This window comes from Ulvibacter litoralis (genome assembly GCF_900102055.1).
Taxonomy (GTDB): Bacteria; Bacteroidota; Bacteroidia; order Flavobacteriales; family Flavobacteriaceae; genus Ulvibacter; species Ulvibacter litoralis.
This window is the reverse complement of the sequence record NZ_FNBA01000001.1, coordinates 682,682-699,878: the sequence shown is the minus strand read 5'-3', so window position 1 is coordinate 699,878 and position 17,197 is coordinate 682,682. Positions and strand designations below refer to the sequence as shown.

The following is a 17,197-nucleotide window of genomic DNA, read 5'->3' as shown; positions in this document are numbered from 1 at the left end:
GTTTACGTAAACAACCTTACAATTGTTGCGCCAAAAGTAGGTAATTCATTTAAAAAATGTAGTTTTGCATCCCATTTATAACAATTATTTAATCTAATAAACAATTTATTACAGAATGAGAAAATTCATTTTTACTTTTTTCATAGCATTGTTAGGAGGCGTTTCGCTTTTTGCGCAAGATGCAATTGTTAAAGGAAGGATAGTGGACACAAACTCCAGTGAAGTAATACCAGATGTGGATGTAAGCATTCAAACTAGTATTTTTAATACAGCCACTAACGCTGAAGGTTTATTCAACATTATTGGCGCTAATTTACCACAAGGAGAACAGGTGTTATTGGTTTCAAAATCAGGGTACATCACACAACGTATTCCTGTTACTATCCAAAACGGAACAACGATTAATTTAGACCCTATTTTATTAGAACTAGATTTGTCAGCCCTAGAAGCTCAAATTGGAATTATTAGTCTTTCAGATAATGAATTAGACGAAGATGAAGGAACCTCATTTAATGTTTCTGGATTACTTTCAGCTTCAAAAGATGTATTTCTTAGAGCTGCCTCATATGATTTTAGCGCAACCTTTTTTAGACCAAGAGGATACGATTCAGAAAATGGAGCAGTGCTTATCAATGGTGTAAAAATGAATAAATTGTACGACGGAAGACCACAATGGGGAAACTGGGGAGGTCTTAATGATGTACAACGCAATCAGGTTTTCTCAATGGGATTGTCTGCTAACGACTATACATTTGGTGACTTAGCAGGTACAACCAATATGATTATGAGAGCTTCTCAATACAGACAAGGAGGAAGAATCTCGTATGCAACTTCAAATAGAAGCTACCGTGGACGTGTCATGGGATCGTACAATAGCGGATTAATGGAAAACGGTTGGGCATATTCGGTTTTAATTTCTAGACGTTTTGGTGACGAAGGTATTAGAGAAGGAAGTTTATACGATGCAAATTCATTTTTTGGTTCTGTTGAAAAAAAGATCAACGACGCGCACAGCCTTAACTTTACAGCTTTTTATACTCCAAACAGAAGAGGGAAGTCATCCCCAAACACACAAGAGGTTACCGACTTGAAAGGGGTAAATTATAACTCGTATTGGGGTGAACAAGATGGAGAAAAAAGAAACTCTAGAATCAAAGAAGTTGAAGAGCCAGTAATCATGTTAAATCACTATTGGGATCTTTCAGAAAACAGCTCTTTAAATACAAACGTAGCGTATCAATTCGGTAAAATAGGAAACAGCCGTTTAGGATACGACAACGTTCCAAATCCAGATCCAACCTATTACCAATACTTACCAAGTTACTTTTTAGCAAATCCGAATGGAGCCGATTTAAGCGGTGCTTATAATGCCTATAGCAACGTTACAAACGACGGTCAAATAGATTGGAACAACTTATACGAAACAAATATTTTGTACGGAGGGACTTCTAGATACTATTTATATGAAGATAGAGTAGATGATAAGCAGTTTACAGTGAACACCATTTATTTATCTGAGCTTAACGAGAATGTTACCTTAAACGCTTCGTTAAATTATAAAAGCTTAAACTCTCATAACTTCGCCAATATGATCGATTTATTAGGAGGTAATGGGTATTTAGATATTGATACTTTTAATACTGGATCTGAAGCACAACCTGATTTAAACAATCCTGATCGTGTGGTTGGTGAAGATGATATTATTAAATACAATTACGAAATTGATGGTACTGAAGTAGGAGGTTTTGCACAAGGGCAATTTAAATACAACATGGTAGATTTTTATGTTGCTGCTGAAGCTGGACAAACAAGCTACCAAAGAAATGGATTGTTTAAAAACGGAAGTTTTGAAGACAATTCTGAAGGGGAAAGTGAAAAATTAAACTTTACAACTTTCGGTCTTAAAGGTGGATTAACTTACAAGCTTACAGGAAGACACTTACTTACAATGAATACGGCTTACTTTACAGATGCGCCAACCATTCGTAACACTTTCTCTAACTCTAGACAAAATAACAATACAGTTGTGGGGTTAACTGAAGAGAAAAACACCAATTTTGATGCAAGTTATATCTTCCGTTCTCCAATCGTTCAAGCACGATTAACAGGATACTATACAAGCATTCAAGATGCTTCCGAAATTTCTTTCTACTATGCTGACGGAATCTCTGGTCAAGGAGACAATACAACTGCTTTTGTACAAGAAGTATTAACGGGTGTCGACAAACAAAATATAGGAGCGGAATTAGGAATTGAAGCGCAAGTAACACCAACAATTAAATTGAAAGCTGCTGCTGCGTATGGTGAAAACACTTACCAAAACAATCCAAACTTATACTTAACGTCTGAAGATTTTACAGACGAACTAATCGATTACGGTGAAGCAACTTTAGAAAACTACAGAGTTTCTGGGGGTCCACAACAAGCGTATCAAATTGGTTTCGAATATAGAGATCCAGATTTCTGGTGGGTAGGAGCAACTTCTAACTTCTTTTCAAATGCCTATGTAGATGTGTCGCCTTTAAATAGAACTAAAAACTTCTATTTAGATACAGATGGTCTTCCATTCAACGATTACGACCCAGAAATTGCAAGAGAGTTACTAAAACAAGAAAAGTTTGACGACTATATGTTGGTAAACGTTGTGGGGGGTAAATCTTGGAAAGTAAACGACTACTACGTTGGATTTTTTGCAACCATAAACAATATATTTAACCAAGAATACAAAACAGGTGGTTTTGAGCAAGGTAGAAATGCAAACTACAGAACACTTTCTGAAGATACAGCAAATGATACTAGAGTTTTCGGACCAAAATATTTTTACGGATATGGTACTACGTACTACGTAAACGTATATGTTAGATTTTAATAGATAAGAAAAAGAAATAAATTTTATTAGTATGAAAAATTTTAAGAACATCAAATTTTTAAGCATCCTCTTCATTGTAGGATCGATCTTAGTTTCTTGTGTAAAAGGAGACGATTACGACATTCCTGAAATCAATGTTGAAGAACCAAATGTTGACGTTAATTTTGACATTGCTGCAGTAAAAGGAACTTATCAAGGTTTTGAACCGGTATTAATTGAAGCAGGTGCAGGATCTACAGATCCATTGTACATCGAAGCTTATGTTATTTCTAGCGATGAAACAGGAAATTTTTACAAGCAATTGGTCATTCAAGATCTTCCTGAAAACCCAACCGCTGGATTATCTATTTCAACGGAAGCACAAGATTTATACACTAGATTTGAGCCAGGAAGAAAAGTGTACATTCGTGTAGATGGACTATTTATTGGAGAATACGCAGGATTACCAACCTTAGGAATTCAAGATGGATCTGATGTAGGGAGAATTAGTATTGCTGAATTTGAAGAAAGAGTATTGCGTTCTACTGAAACAGCAACTTTAGTTCCCACAGTAATTACAATGGAGCAAGCTCAAAACGAATCTAGATTAAATACTTTGGTACAATTCGAAAATGTACAATTTCCTTCAAGCCTAGCTGGACAATCATACGCAAACATCGACAATAACTTCAGTGTGAATAGAGTGGTTGAAGACTGTGAAGAAAACCAAGTTATTTTAAGAAATAGTGGTTACTCTACATTTAAAAACAAATTATTACCAGAAGGTAATGGTACGTTAACCGCAGTATTGAGTATTTTCAATAGCGACTACCAAACATTTATTAGAGATACAGATGATGTGAACATGGAAGGTGATCGTTGTGCACAAGCATTGTTCGAAGAAAATTTCGAAGGGCTTGCAGTAACAGGTAACGGAGAGTATATCGACCTGCCAGGTTGGACAAATGTTAATGTAAATGGTGGTGAAGAAAGATACGAAGCTAGAGAATTTAGCAACAATAAATATGCGCAAATTACAGCATTTGGTTCTGGTGAAGATCCTTTAGATGCTTGGTTAGTTACACCAGGGTTTACTATTCCTGCTGGAAATTCTGCAGCATCAATCAACTTTGGAACAAAAGATGGATACAACAATGGTGAAGCACTAACTGTATTAGTGTCTACTGATTTTTCAGGAGATGTTACCACAGCTACTTGGACCGACTTAAACGCGACAATTTCTACTGGAAACACAAGCGGATATGCTGCTAACTTTACATCGTCAGGCGATTTAGATTTATCAGCTTATATTGGTCAAGAAGTGTTTATCGGTTTTAAATATGCTGGTGCAGATGGTGGTATTACAACGACCTATCAAATTGACAACATTAGCTTCGATACAAACTAGTTTCAAACTATAAAATTTTAAAAAAGGCTTCCGAAAGGGAGCCTTTTTTGTTTTATGGCTGTTCGAGTGCGGTTGAGAACTGCATTGGCGTGCTTTAGTAAAGCGAAATCCTTCTCTATTAATTGTAGTAGTTTTTTTATTACTTCGGAAACATACAAGATCGCGACATGTTTTTTTTGATAGTATTTCAACATAAGGTTTGCAACGATATACCTTCCGAAGAAAAAATACACTGGCGTGCTTTTATAAAGCGTGAATCTTTATGAACAATAGTTAGTTTTTAGTACTGCTTCGGAAACATACGAGATTGCGATATGGCTTTCGGTATCAACTCAAAATAAGGTGCGGGACGAGATATGCCTTTCCGAAGAAAATAATCCCTTCTGAAGCTTTATAACAGCGTTATATGATTAGAAAATAAAAAGCCCCTATTCAGAAGAATAAGGGCCTTAAGTTAGGTTGGTGTGAAGTTAGTATAGGGGAAATTTACTTTACGATGATAAATTCTGATCTACGATTTTCTTGATGTTGTTTTTCAGAACAATTATCACCACAGTTGTTTATTGGTTTGCTTTCACCAAATCCTTGACCTGTAATTCTACTTGCAGCAATTCCTTTTGAAATAACGTACTGTACCGTAGCTTGTGCACGTCTTTCCGAAAGGTTTAAATTATAAGCATCTTTACCTCTATTATCGGTGTGGCTTTCCGCTTTAATAACCATCTCAGGATACTTTTTCATAATTGATACTAGCTTATCTAATTCGAAAGCTGCTTGCGATTTAATATTGTGCTTATTGTAGTCAAAAAAGATTGGATTCAATATCACTTTGCCGTCCGCGATAATTTCTTCGATTGGTTTTAGTGCAACCGTAGTTGTTATGGTCGTCTTATTTGCTTCTTTGGTAGTTACAGCGTTGCTTTCGTAGTCGGTAGCAACAGCTTGCACAACATACGCTTTATCGCATTCAACTTCAAAAGATACTTTTCCGTTAGCATCGGTTGTTTTAGTGCTTAATTTATTTTCTGAAGTATCGTATAAATCAACGCGTGCTCCCGAAATAGGTCCTTTGGTGTATTCGTTTAGCACTTGAGAATTTATGGTTACAACACAAGGAGCTTCAATAGCCGAAATCATATAAATATCATCACTTCCTTTTCCGCCTTTTCTGTTAGACGACATAAAGCCTGTTTTTGTATTTGGATTGTAGTTAAAGGCAAAATCGTCTGCCACGCTATTTGCACCATTTCCTAAGTTGATAGGGTCTTTAAAGTTACTTCCGTTTGCTTCTGCATAAAACCCATCTAAGCCTCCTAAACCTTGATGACCGTTGCTCGAAAAGTATAATGCACCATTGCTATCTACGTACGGAAAAACTTCTTTTCCTTCTGTATTGATGTTGTCTCCAAGACGTTCTGGTTTTCCAAAATTCCCTTTAGTGTCAATAGACACTTTGTAAATATCTGAATCTCCTTTTCCGCCTGGCATATCACTTACAAAATAAAGTGTGTTACCGTCTGGACTTAAGGCTGGATGTCCAACAGAATATTCAGAATTATTAAAAGGAACAGAGAATACGCCTTTCCAGTTGCCATCAATTTTTTCAGTATAATAAATATTGATCTGATTTACGCCGTCTTCGTTTTTCTCAAATTTTCCTTTAAAATAATCGTTACGATCAAAATACATGCGTTTTCCGTCTGCAGTTACTGTCACATTTCCTTCGTGGTATTTTGTATTTACATCTCCTCCTAATAGTGTCGCATTTTTGATAGTTGTTCCTACCATTTCTGCTTTGTAAACATCTAAGAAAGGTTGTTCGTTCCAGTCGTATTTTTTACGAGACGTGTTTCTAGCAGAAGAAAAGTAAAAGTCTTTCCCAACTAAAAGTCCTCCAAATTCTGAATACTCTGAATTAATGTCGGCAAGATTTTTTGCTTCAAATAATGCGAATGCTTCAATCATTTGTGGAACGTAGTTCGGGTTTTTCATGAATTCTACTGCCCGCGAATCTGCTGGTTTCTCTTCTGCAAATTTCTGCATCCATGTGTTGTAATCGCCTATTTTACCATTTGCTTTTAAACATTGTGCATAGTTGTACATAAGCTCAGGCGCTACTTTTTTCCCTTTTACCACACGTTTGTAATAAGGTTCGGCTTTTTTAGTATCGTTAATGTAGTAATAGCTATTGGCCAAACGCTCAAAAACGTATTTGCTACCTTCTCCTTTTTTCAATAGCTTTTGATAGGCTTCAGCAGCATCTGTATATGCCAAACGGTCGTATAACTGATCGGCTTTTTTAGTTTTACTATTTTGGGCGGTTGCTATGGAGGTACTTACCACAATAAGCAAAAGAATTGTATATATTTTTTTCATTTTGAATGAAATTGAATTAGTTATTAGAAGTATCTAGGTGAACGTAACGTACGTTTCTTAAATAGTAAGTCGAACGTTACGATAACTTCGTGAGATGATTTTGCTACTGTTTTAATATCGGAGGTAACACTATCGTAAGCGTATCCAACACGTATATTAGGTGTTACCTGAAAGCCTACAAGACCACTAAACGAATCGTCTAAACGATACGAAGCCCCAAGCTCAAAACGCTCGTAAAACAATCCGTTTACGTTTATGTCGTATGATAAGGGAGCGTCAAACGCTGATTTAAGCATTACAGAAGGTTTCAACTTGAAATTTTCAGACATTTGAAAAACATATCCTGCAGTTGCGAAGAAATGGTTTGTTTCTGAACCGTATTGAATTCCACTTTCATCTAAGTGAACAGATTTTAGCATGTTTGGTACAGACAATCCTATGTAAAACTTATCGCCATATAAAAAGGCACCCGCACCAATATTAGGGTAGGTGTTGTTTATATCTTGACTGAAAAAGGGATCGTTTTCATCTTGTAGTTCTAAATCTATTAATCCTACATCGTGAAACGTAAATCCTCCTTTAAGTCCTAAGGCAAGTTTTGTTTTCGCTCCTAGTTGAAGTGTGTACGAGAAATCTGCAAACACATTGGTTTCACTTATAGGTCCTAGTTCATCTTTTATTGCTGAAAGTCCTAAACCTACTTTATCACTAATAGGCGTGTGTGCCGAAAAGGTAAAAGTGACAGGAGCATCATCAAAGCCAGACCATTGATTTCTGTACAAAGCAGTAACTGAAAGTCCTTCTTTAGATCCTGAATATGCAGGGTTCACCACGTTCATGTTATACATGTATTGGGTGTATTGCGGGTCTTGTTGTGCGTGTGTGTCTTGGAAAAAAAGAAATCCAAGTAAGCACGTTAGTATATATAGTTTTTTCATTTCTGTCTTTTTGGAGGTTGAAAAAGTTTTAGTGCTCATCATTACTTGGTTTCTCTGTTAATATATATAAAACCAGATGCTTGCGGTCCGTAAACAGCATCGTTTCCTAACAGGTTAATTACATAGTAATACGTTCCTGATGGAAGCTCGTCACCTTCATTGGTTTGACCAAACCATTCATTGCTGTAATTACTTTGTTCAAACACTAAGGTACCGTACCTATTAAATATTTGAAGTTTGTCTATTCCAACACGCTCTTGTAAAAAAGTAAGGTCTAATGCATCGTTGTACCCATCATTGTTTGGTGATATTCCTTGCGTAATGGTACAATTATCGATATCGTATAATGTGATATCAGCAGCTGCTGTTCCAGAACAATCTCCTTTTGTAATCACTACCGAGTAATTTTGAGCTCCTATGGATCCTGCAGGAACTTCGAAATTTAAAGTACTGCTTGTTTCGTTTGTGATAGGAGTTCCGTTTAAAAACCATTGGTATGTTACATCCGTTTCATCAGTCGTTGCGGTTAATGTCTGAGGTTCGTCTGGACATGTGTTAAAACCGTCTCCAATGCTTACTATAAGATCACTTCGTGGCGAAACCGTTACTGAATCTTCTCCAGTACAACCATCAGCCGTTACTGTCACTGAATAGGTTCCATATCCATATAATGTAACATCTATCGTTGCATTTATTTCCGAAGGAATAACCACACCATCAAGCATCCATTGGTAGGTTGCTGTTGCAGGATCGTAGTTTGAAGGGGAAGCGTCTAATATAGTAGCTTCTTCAAAACAAGTTTCAAATCCTTCGCCTAATTCAACGATTGGACTTTCTGTCACGGCAATGGTAACACTATCTGTTGCTGAACAAAGTCCGTTGGTGGTAATTTCTACAGAATACGTTCCAGCTTCGGTTACTGTTATCGTTGGTGATGTTTGTCCGCCAGGACTCCATAGGTATGTAATTCCGGTGGTATTTCCTGTAATAGTGGGTACAATTTGGAACTCAGTTCCTTCACAAATCACTTGGTCGGCACCTAAATCAATAGTTGCTGGATCGTAAACAATTACTTCTACTGTAAAGGTTTCTTCACTACAACTTGGTGTATAAGTAACTACTACCGTATATACTCCAGCTGCTGTTGGCGTGAAAATTGGATCTGTTGAAACAGTTGTTCCAGAAGTGTCCGTCCAAAGGTATGTAGCGAGTGTGATGTCAATTCCGGTATTGGTTACCGTTGCGTCTAGTGCAGGGAATGGATCCGTTGAACATAGTTCAATCGTGTCTGGTAAATCGGTCGTTAGGACTAATTCTTCTGCAATATTCAAATTGAATGAAACCACACTAAAACAAGTTGGTTCGCTTGCCTTTTCTACACGTACATAAATTGCTTCCGGATTGCTCGTATTTTCATAAGCGCCTGGAGTTGCAATTGCATTTTGGTTTAATTCGGCTGTACCTTGTGTTAAGTGGAATGTGATGTTGAAATCGGCAGGGTTTTGTCCATTTAAGATCGTCGGGATCTGACTCTCAAGATCGAAAATAGCTGTTCCTGTTCCGCTAGCATTACATTCCGTTAAATCTGGCGGTGTTTCAATGGTTGGTGATTCCCCTTCTTTCGTTAGTGTAATATCGTCTATTGCTAGGTCATTTCCGCAGCCTCCAATAGAGTTGTTGATAAGTACCAATTGAATTTCGGTATTTGCACCGGTATTAAATGTAATTGAAAATTGTAACCAGTTTGGGTCAGGTCCATTTGGAATGTCACCTGTATTGGTTTCAGCAATTAGAGCTCCACTTGGGTCTTCTATTCTGAATAATACGTTTGCAGGAATTGAGTTTCCTCCACAAATGTTTGTGTCGGTGTCGTACACAGTAGTAATCCAAGCATTGAATGAAAAGTTTTCGTTTTCAGTTAAAATGATAGATCTTCTGTAAAATTCTCCTGGATCAAAAGCTGCATTTACAAAGAGCATTCTTCCATCTACATCACCTTCAGTATGATCTTCCATGCCAACATGCCAGCCTGTGTTTAAACCGGTAGAAGTGTTATAAATACAATACTGTCCGTCTTCAATTTGAGTAGTATCGTTACAGATATAGGTAGATGAAGAAACGTTAGGATCTAAACAAACACGTTCTGTACCTGTTCCGAAGTCTTCTTCAAAATCGATTGAAGTACAAACCGAGATATTACAAGGTAGTTCAAGAAATGTAACGGTTACTTCGTCTTCTTCCGTAGTATCACAATCTGTTCCGTCGATGGAAACTTTATAATCTCCCGTTTCACTAACAGTTAAGGTTTCAGAAGTTTCACCCGTTAAAATTGTATTGTTTAAGTACCATTGGTAAGATTGAACCGGACCTGTGGTAGAGGTGGTTAAGGTTACTTCGTCAACATCACAATACGATTGGTCACCGCCGTCAATAGTTACACTACATTCTAATACAATGTCACAATTTGTAGAGCCTGTTCCTCCTGTTTGACCTAATTTGATGAATCCAGCAGATTCGTCATAGTTGGTAATGACTAACACATAAATTTCTCCCGCTTGGGCATTAGGAATACTAAATGTTTCGACAGGTTGAATAGAATAACTACATCCTATTTCATTAAAACTTTGCAATTGACTGTAATCACATAAATCATCTCCTTGAGCAAAAGGCCCCCAAGCGATAAAATCTACGTCTAAGCCCGTACCGATTGGATTTCCGTTAACATCAAATTCAGTGTTTTGAACAATCTCGAAGTCTAAACTTCCAGCTTCGTCAATTTGTAAATAAAACCAAGCAGGATAGGGCTGCTGAATTAAGCATCCATAATCAGGACCTGGCTCTGCTGCTAACGTACAGCTAGGTTCATCTTCATTACAATTAGCAAATATAAAAGCTTCGTTTCCTGCGCAAAAAGGTTCTATTTCTGCACAAGTTCCTCCTTGAGAAAAGGCAGAAGGAGCGACACACAAAAAGAAAAACAGGAAAAAACCTGTTAAGGTGTGTTTTGAATAAAATGAACGCAAGTTAGAAATACCAAGCGACACATCTTGGGGTATTGTTTTTATCATGAGGTTTAAATTGGTGGTTAAATAATTTTAAAAATATACAATTATATGCAGTATTAAATGCATCCTTAAATTTTTAGATGTAAAGTAAGAAATTTCGGATTAATTACCATTTTATTAACACTCTTATTTTTTTATTGTAAAAGTGCTATAAACGGGAAAATGATCGCTCATTCCTCCTAAATATTTTTTCCCTATAAATGTTCTAAATGGATTTCCTTTGTTTCTACCTTCGTATTCTGTAAGTGATTTTGGGTTAAAAATTTTTGATTCTATAAACCGGAAATTGTTCCCGTGTTGTTGTAAAAAATTAGTGGACATGATAATTTGATCAAACAAATTCCAATTTCCTCTATAATTTAAGCTTCCTTCATATTTAGTAAGCAACAATTCCATAGGATTATACAATGCTGTTCCTACCAAGTGCTGAATACTATCGCTTGTTGGGTCATCATTAAAATCGCCCATAATGATAATTCGAGCTTCAGGATTATTTGCTTTTATTTTTGTGGTTATTTCAATGTTTTTTTGGGCAGCTGCGAGTCGTTTGTGCGCTGTAGTTTCAGATCCTGAACGTCTGGAAGGCCAATGATTTACTAAAATATGTACCGGATGATTTTCTAAAATTCCTGTTACATGCAAGATATCACGTGTAAAATCTCTTTCTCCAATTTCGTTTCTTAGGTCTAATGTAACGGCTTCCTTTTCAATCACTTTAAAATAATCTCTTCGGAAAAGTAACGCGGTGTCTATTCCTCTTTCATCGGGCGAATCAAAATGTACAAATTCGTACCCTTTATGTTTTAGTGCTTCTGAAGCTACTAGTTCTTGTAAAACATATCGGTTTTCAACTTCAGCAACACCAATAACCACAGGAGGGTGTAAAATATCTTGATATCCAATTTGATGAATGGTATCTCCTAAATTTCTAATTTTTTTTCTGAAGCGTTTATCATTCCATTTCCGATCGGCGTCTTTGGTGAAATCATCATCTAGTTTTTCAGGGTCGTCTTTTGTGTCAAATAAATTTTCAAGATTATAAAACGCAAATGTGTACTGATTTGTTTTTTCCGTTGAAGGTTCAAGCATCAATAGGGTATTATTGTAAAGTTAGGGGAGTTTTCTCTATTTTATTAACTTTAATGTGTAAAAATTTATATGTTCCTTAATAAGAGTTTAGCTAAAATACAAAAATCTCTAACGATGTGTTTTGTACCTTTGTTAAATAATTTTATTTATGATAGAAGAATTAAACATAGCGTATGAAAAATTTATTCTAATTGGAGTAATTACGCAGCATCAAGATGAAGAGAAATCGAAAGAGTATTTAGATGAACTTGAGTTTTTGGCTTTTACAGCTGGAGGAGAGGTTTTAAAACGCTTTTCGCAAAAAATGGAAATGCCGAATCCTAAAACATTTATAGGAACTGGTAAGATGGAAGAGGTGCGCGCTTATGTTGAAGCCAATGCAATCGACACTGTTGTTTTTGATGATGAACTTTCGCCTGGACAACAAAAAAATATTCAAAAGATTTTAGATTGTAAAATCATTGACCGGACCAATCTGATTCTAGACATTTTTGCACAACGTGCACAAACTAGTTATGCACGTACACAAGTTGAATTGGCACAATACCAATATTTACTTCCTCGACTGTCTGGAATGTGGACTCACTTAGAGCGACAACGTGGAGGTATTGGAATGCGTGGTCCTGGTGAAACCGAAATTGAAACAGATAGACGTATTGTGCGTGATCGTATTTCATTACTTAAAAAGAAACTAGCGAAAATTGACCGACAAATGGAAGTACAGCGAGGAAATCGTGGGTCTTTAGTTCGTGTTGCATTAGTAGGGTATACCAATGTTGGGAAATCTACCTTAATGAATGTGATTAGTAAAAGTGATGTGTTTGCCGAAAACAAGCTTTTTGCAACCTTAGATACCACAGTTCGTAAAGTGGTAATTGGAAATCTTCCATTTTTATTAACCGATACGGTTGGATTTATTAGAAAGCTGCCAACACAATTGGTAGAGTCTTTTAAAGGAACCTTAGATGAGGTTCGAGAATCTGATTTGCTGTTGCATATTGTAGATATTTCGCATGCTTCTTTTGAAGATCACATTGCTTCCGTAAACAAAATTTTAGATGAAATTGGAAGTTCTGACAAACCCATGTTAATGGTTTTCAATAAGATTGATGCGTATAAATCTGAAACCATCGATGACGACGATTTAGTAACCGAAAGGACGACGGCGCATTACACACTTTCAGACTGGAAAAAAACATGGATGAATAAAATGGACGGAGATGCAGTATTTATTTCAGCACTGCATAAAGAAAATTTTGAAGATTTCAGAAAAGTAGTTTACGAGAAAGTAAGAGAAATACATACCACACGTTTTCCTTACAACAGTTTCTTGTATCCTGAATACCATTCAGAAGAAGAATAAAAAAGTTTAGAAGAAGAATAAAAAAAAAGTCGTTTCCTAAGTATTGGAAACGACTTTTTTATGAATAGTGAAGGTTGTTTGTTTTTAGAAACCGTACGTTACTCCAATCCCTAATCCTTCTCGGATTTGGAAACCTTTAACGGCGTTGTCATCATAAATAGCTTGGAATGTTGCGTTCGCAGTTATCCACTTGTTTACAGACATTACTAAGTTCATTGTGTAATCAATATCTACGTTTTGAGGATCTTCAAGGTAGTTAGAGAATAAACTTAATACATTTTCCATTGCGATGTTTTCCATCAAATTAATTTTTGCATAGGCAGAAACAGAAGCACCAAATTCAAAACGAGTTGTTTCGTTTGCTTCAACTCCAAAGTAAGGAGATTCGTTAAAAGCTGCAATTGCTAAGGGATCATTTCCAACATCTGTAAATTCGCTAGCCACAAATATTAAACGTGCTGTTGCTGGTGCAATGTTTACTTTAAGGTTGTCATTTTTCTTCCACAACATGCCCGGACCTGTTTGTAAATATCCTGGAGATAAAAATTTAGTAGTTTCATCTCTAGTTACATTATTTTCAGCATCAGTACCATATGTATATCCTGAGGCAAACTGAGTTTTAAAGTTTAAAAAGTAAGAAAAGTACCATAAAGACTCATTCAGTTGTTTACCAACAATAGAGTTTAATTCTAAACGGTCATTCGTTTTACGAGTGTACTCATCGTCTCTAATTCTACTTATTCCGTAGTCGGCCATAATGCGGTTATCCCATGTAAGTTTCCCTTTACGGTAATTTGCATCATAAGTTAACCCTAAATTAGCAGAGTAATTAGAAGAACCACCACCAGTCCATTCGTGGTTAAAGGCAGCTTGATTGAATAATAAAGAAATATTACCCGCTTTATGCCATCCGTCTTTAGGTGCTTCTGTTTCTTCAGCATCTTGCGCCATCATAAACAAAGGAGTTATAAAAAGTGCAGTAAGTACTAAAAGTTTTTTCATTTTATAAATTATTAAAGTTTTGTGCAAAAATAAATGTTCTTTATACATTCCGAAGAATAAAAAAAATGGGTTTCGATTAAGGACGTTGAATACCGACTAAAAGCCTATTTTTTCTTATAAAGTGGTACTGAAGAACACGCTTCTCCGTACATAATACTCTTTGCGATAGGTTGAAGGCGCTGTGAAAGAAGAACAAATGCATTTTGAGGAATGGGTTTGTGAGCGCAACCTTTAATAATAACAGGCTTGTTTTTATAACTGTCTAAGGGTAAGTTTTCTATGATTTCTGAAAAAAGAATACTTTCTAAGAGTTCTAAATCACCAACCACCGTTTTTTTAGCATACGGAGCCAAGGCTAATGAAAGAAGCATATATGCCCATCCTGGAACGATAGCATCCGTTTTACAATGTAATGCGACATAGCAATCTTGGTACTGTGACCAATCATGTTCGTTTGTTGCGGCTCTAAAGTCTTTTTCACGCAAAACAAACCCTTCGTAAAGCCATTGTGAAATATCAATAGCAATACGCTGCCCTGAAGGATAGAAATCTTCCAAATCCAACGTAGCAAGTTTGCTGTTGGCAACACGGTTTATAATTTCTTCTTGCATTGTAAAAAAAATAGAGGTGTTTATAAAAGTTACGGTTCCGTTTAAAAACGCTTAAAGCATTCCTAATTCTAGTTTCGCTTCTTCACTCATTAAGTCTTGTGTCCAAGGCGGATCGAAGGTAATTTCTACTTCAGCGTCTTTTACCGATTTTATAGATTTCACTTTGTCTTCCACTTCAACAGGTAATGTTTCTGCTACCGGACAGTTTGGAGTGGTAAGTGTCATTAGTATTTTCACCTCGTAATCTTCATTTACAAAAACGTCGTATATAAGTCCGAGTTCGTATATATCTACAGGAATTTCAGGATCAAAAATAGTTTTTAAAACCTTCACTATTTTTTCACCCAATTCGGTAGTGTCTATTTCTTCAGTTGTCATAATTCTAATTCTTTAATTGTGTTTGATAAGCAAGTGCGTACAATTTGAGTTGCTTAATCATAGATACCAATCCATTAGCTCGAGTTGGTGAGAGATGTTCTTTTAATCCAATTTCATCAATAAAATCGGTATTTGCACTCAGAATTGCTTCTGGTGTTTGGCCTGAGAACGATCTAATTAAAATGGCAATAATACCTTTGGTAATAATAGCGTCGCTATCGGCTGTAAAGACAACTTTATCATCTTTTAATTCAGCATTTAGCCATACTTTAGACTGACACCCTTTAATTAGCTTGTCGTCTGTTTTTAAGTTTTCATCTATAATAGGCAATGATTTTCCGAGGTCAATCATATACTCGTAACGTTGCATCCAGTCGTCAAACATGGAAAATTCGTCAATTAACTCTTCTTGTATTGCTTCAATCGTCATACTTAATTTACTTCTGTGTTTTGATCTTTTACGGCCTTCAAAACGACACTTCTATCAGTTTTAGAATACAATAATAGGGTCCCATTTTTAATAGCGTACGACCCTGTTTGACGCAGTGCGTTTAAAAATAATCGTTCAGCATCCATAATAGGCTCAGAACAATATCTTTCTGAAGCTGCTATTTCCAAAAAGTTGATAGCATATACATCAATTTCAAACCTTCCGAAGAAAGAATTACAACCAGTAGTTCCCTTAATTGTTTTCTTTTTAGGTGAAAGTGTAAATGTAATCGTTTCTGCTTTAGAGGTGGTTTCTTCAGATTCAGTAACGGTAAAACTACCCTCTAGGTCTGACACTGCGGCAGCTCCTATTTTGTTTTTGGTAGAATTACAGCCACTGGCTAATAATGAAAGGATGATAATGTTGAAAATTGCAAACTGTTTCATAGTATCGATTTTTAAGTAAGCATTTGTTTTGCTTTAATTACAGCGGCAACCAAAACATCAATTTCTTCAAATGTGTTGTAAAACGCAAACGAAGCACGAACCGTTCCTGGAATTTTATAAAAATCCATGATGGGTTGCGCACAATGATGTCCAGTTCTAACTGCTATTCCTAATTTATCAATAATAGTACCAATGTCGTATGGATGAATGCCATCAATATTAAACGATACAACCCCTGTTTTAGCAGCTCCTGTTCCATAAATTGTAAGTCCTTCAATAGCCGACAATTGTTCTGTTGCGTAGGCTAGTAATGAATCTTCATACGTTTCAATAGCACTGAAACTGATTCGGTTAAGATAATCAATCGCAACGCCAAAAGCAATACCTCCGCAAATATTTGGAGTTCCAGCCTCAAACTTATGCGGCATATCGGCATAGGTAGTTTTGGCAAAAGTTACTTCTTTAATCATTTCGCCTCCCCCTTGGTAGGGTGGAAGTGTTTTGCCCCAAGATTCCTTCATGTATAATACGCCAACGCCGGTAGGACCACACATTTTATGTGCAGAAGCAACGTAAAAGTCGACCTCTAATTTTTGAAGGTCTGGTTTTATGTGCGAACAAGCCTGTGCACCATCAATTAAAACGGCAGCACCTTTTTCATGGGCTTTTTCAATGATTTTCTCAATAGGATTAATCGTTCCTAAAGCATTAGATACGTGATTTACAAAAACGAGCTTGGTTTTTTCTGAAAGTAGTTTTTCGTATTCTGAAAAAATTAAAGTCCCATCAACATCCATTGGGATTACTTTCAAAATAGCGCCTGTGCGTTCACAAAGCATTTGCCATGGCACAATATTAGAGTGATGCTCTAATGCCGAAACAATTATTTCATCCCCTTTTTTTAGTATTTCTGAAAATCCATTGGCAACGAGATTGATTCCGTGTGTGGTACCCGCTGTAAAAATGACTTCGTGTGCGTGTTGTATGTTGAAATGCTTCTGAAGCTTTTGTCGTGCCGTCTCATACGCATCGGTTGCCTCTTGCGAAAGCGTGTGCACACCACGATGTATGTTCGAGTTGTAATTGCTGTAATAGTCTACAATAGCATCAATGACAACTTGCGGTTTTTGCGATGTTGCGGCATTGTCTAAATAGACTAATGGGTGCCCATTTACCGTACGTTTTAGGATTGGAAAATCGGCTCTTATTTTTTGAACATCAAAAACCATGTGTGTGATTTAAT

Annotated in this window: 13 protein-coding genes; 3 read left to right on the top strand and 10 right to left on the bottom strand. The window is 36.4% G+C overall.

Annotated elements, in window-relative coordinates; genetic code table 11:
- Positions 1-115 precede the first annotated feature (115 nt).
- Positions 116-2,869 carry a carboxypeptidase-like regulatory domain-containing protein gene (locus BLQ00_RS03235; protein ID WP_093140444.1) on the top strand — a complete coding sequence of 918 codons (2,754 nt, stop codon included), beginning with the start codon at positions 116-118 and terminating at the stop codon, positions 2,867-2,869.
- A gap of 31 nt (positions 2,870-2,900) precedes the next feature.
- Positions 2,901-4,256 carry a DUF5689 domain-containing protein gene (locus BLQ00_RS03230; protein WP_093140441.1) on the top strand — a complete coding sequence of 452 codons (1,356 nt, stop codon included), beginning with the start codon at positions 2,901-2,903 and terminating at the stop codon, positions 4,254-4,256.
- Between the two features lie 486 nt (positions 4,257-4,742).
- Here BLQ00_RS03230 and BLQ00_RS03225 read toward each other — a convergent pair whose 3' ends face one another.
- The 4 genes from BLQ00_RS03225 to BLQ00_RS03210 all read right to left on the bottom strand — a co-directional run bounded on the left by BLQ00_RS03225 (position 4,743) and on the right by BLQ00_RS03210 (position 11,724).
- Positions 4,743-6,632 carry an OmpA family protein gene (locus BLQ00_RS03225; protein WP_093140438.1) on the bottom strand — a complete coding sequence of 630 codons (1,890 nt, stop codon included), beginning with the start codon at positions 6,630-6,632 and terminating at the stop codon, positions 4,743-4,745.
- Between the two features lie 23 nt (positions 6,633-6,655).
- Complete coding sequence (locus tag BLQ00_RS03220; protein ID WP_093141890.1) at positions 6,656-7,570, bottom strand: PorP/SprF family type IX secretion system membrane protein; 915 nt, start codon at positions 7,568-7,570, stop codon at positions 6,656-6,658.
- A gap of 41 nt (positions 7,571-7,611) precedes the next feature.
- On the bottom strand, positions 7,612-10,638 hold the full coding sequence (locus BLQ00_RS03215) for a T9SS type B sorting domain-containing protein (protein WP_093140435.1): 3,027 nt from the start codon (positions 10,636-10,638) through the stop codon (positions 7,612-7,614).
- Between the two features lie 123 nt (positions 10,639-10,761).
- Positions 10,762-11,724 carry an endonuclease/exonuclease/phosphatase family protein gene (locus tag BLQ00_RS03210; RefSeq protein WP_093140432.1) on the bottom strand — a complete coding sequence of 321 codons (963 nt, stop codon included), beginning with the start codon at positions 11,722-11,724 and terminating at the stop codon, positions 10,762-10,764.
- A gap of 148 nt (positions 11,725-11,872) precedes the next feature.
- Here BLQ00_RS03210 and hflX point away from each other — a divergent pair, with 148 nt between their 5' ends.
- Positions 11,873-13,087, top strand: a complete 1,215-nt coding sequence (hflX, locus tag BLQ00_RS03205; RefSeq protein WP_093140429.1) for a GTPase HflX — start codon at positions 11,873-11,875, stop codon at positions 13,085-13,087.
- Positions 13,088-13,171: 84 nt separating this feature from the next.
- On the opposite strand, the gene BLQ00_RS03200 is transcribed toward hflX, so the two are convergent.
- From BLQ00_RS03200 to BLQ00_RS03175, 6 genes are all read right to left on the bottom strand, one after another.
- Complete coding sequence (locus tag BLQ00_RS03200) at positions 13,172-14,089, bottom strand: DUF3078 domain-containing protein (protein WP_093140427.1); 918 nt, start codon at positions 14,087-14,089, stop codon at positions 13,172-13,174.
- Positions 14,090-14,193: 104 nt separating this feature from the next.
- Positions 14,194-14,700, bottom strand: coding sequence for a DUF2480 family protein (locus BLQ00_RS03195; RefSeq protein ID WP_093140424.1), 507 nt, complete (start codon positions 14,698-14,700; stop codon positions 14,194-14,196).
- Positions 14,701-14,751: 51 nt separating this feature from the next.
- Complete coding sequence (locus BLQ00_RS03190; RefSeq protein WP_093140421.1) at positions 14,752-15,078, bottom strand: SUF system Fe-S cluster assembly protein; 327 nt, start codon at positions 15,076-15,078, stop codon at positions 14,752-14,754.
- A 4-nt stretch (positions 15,079-15,082) separates the two neighbouring features.
- On the bottom strand, positions 15,083-15,508 hold the full coding sequence (locus BLQ00_RS03185; protein WP_093140418.1) for a SufE family protein: 426 nt from the start codon (positions 15,506-15,508) through the stop codon (positions 15,083-15,085).
- Between the two features lie 2 nt (positions 15,509-15,510).
- A complete protein-coding gene (locus BLQ00_RS03180) occupies positions 15,511-15,954 on the bottom strand; it encodes an META domain-containing protein (RefSeq protein WP_093140415.1) in 444 nt (147 codons plus the stop codon).
- Positions 15,955-15,965: 11 nt separating this feature from the next.
- Complete coding sequence (locus BLQ00_RS03175) at positions 15,966-17,183, bottom strand: aminotransferase class V-fold PLP-dependent enzyme (RefSeq protein ID WP_093140412.1); 1,218 nt, start codon at positions 17,181-17,183, stop codon at positions 15,966-15,968.
- Between the last annotated feature and the right edge of the window lie 14 nt (positions 17,184-17,197).

Coding starts and splice junctions, on each gene's coding strand:
- BLQ00_RS03210 (WP_093140432.1), bottom strand. CDS start 11,724: ATGCTTGAACCTTCAACGGAAAAAACAAATCAGTACACATTTGCGTTT.
- BLQ00_RS03190 (WP_093140421.1), bottom strand. CDS start 15,078: ATGACAACTGAAGAAATAGACACTACCGAATTGGGTGAAAAAATAGTG.
- BLQ00_RS03180 (WP_093140415.1), bottom strand. CDS start 15,954: ATGAAACAGTTTGCAATTTTCAACATTATCATCCTTTCATTATTAGCC.
- hflX (WP_093140429.1), top strand. CDS start 11,873: ATGATAGAAGAATTAAACATAGCGTATGAAAAATTTATTCTAATTGGA.
- BLQ00_RS03185 (WP_093140418.1), bottom strand. CDS start 15,508: ATGACGATTGAAGCAATACAAGAAGAGTTAATTGACGAATTTTCCATG.
- BLQ00_RS03235 (WP_093140444.1), top strand. CDS start 116: ATGAGAAAATTCATTTTTACTTTTTTCATAGCATTGTTAGGAGGCGTT.
- BLQ00_RS03225 (WP_093140438.1), bottom strand. CDS start 6,632: ATGAAAAAAATATATACAATTCTTTTGCTTATTGTGGTAAGTACCTCC.
- BLQ00_RS03220 (WP_093141890.1), bottom strand. CDS start 7,570: ATGAAAAAACTATATATACTAACGTGCTTACTTGGATTTCTTTTTTTC.
- BLQ00_RS03200 (WP_093140427.1), bottom strand. CDS start 14,089: ATGAAAAAACTTTTAGTACTTACTGCACTTTTTATAACTCCTTTGTTT.
- BLQ00_RS03175 (WP_093140412.1), bottom strand. CDS start 17,183: ATGGTTTTTGATGTTCAAAAAATAAGAGCCGATTTTCCAATCCTAAAA.
- BLQ00_RS03215 (WP_093140435.1), bottom strand. CDS start 10,638: ATGATAAAAACAATACCCCAAGATGTGTCGCTTGGTATTTCTAACTTG.
- BLQ00_RS03195 (WP_093140424.1), bottom strand. CDS start 14,700: ATGCAAGAAGAAATTATAAACCGTGTTGCCAACAGCAAACTTGCTACG.
- BLQ00_RS03230 (WP_093140441.1), top strand. CDS start 2,901: ATGAAAAATTTTAAGAACATCAAATTTTTAAGCATCCTCTTCATTGTA.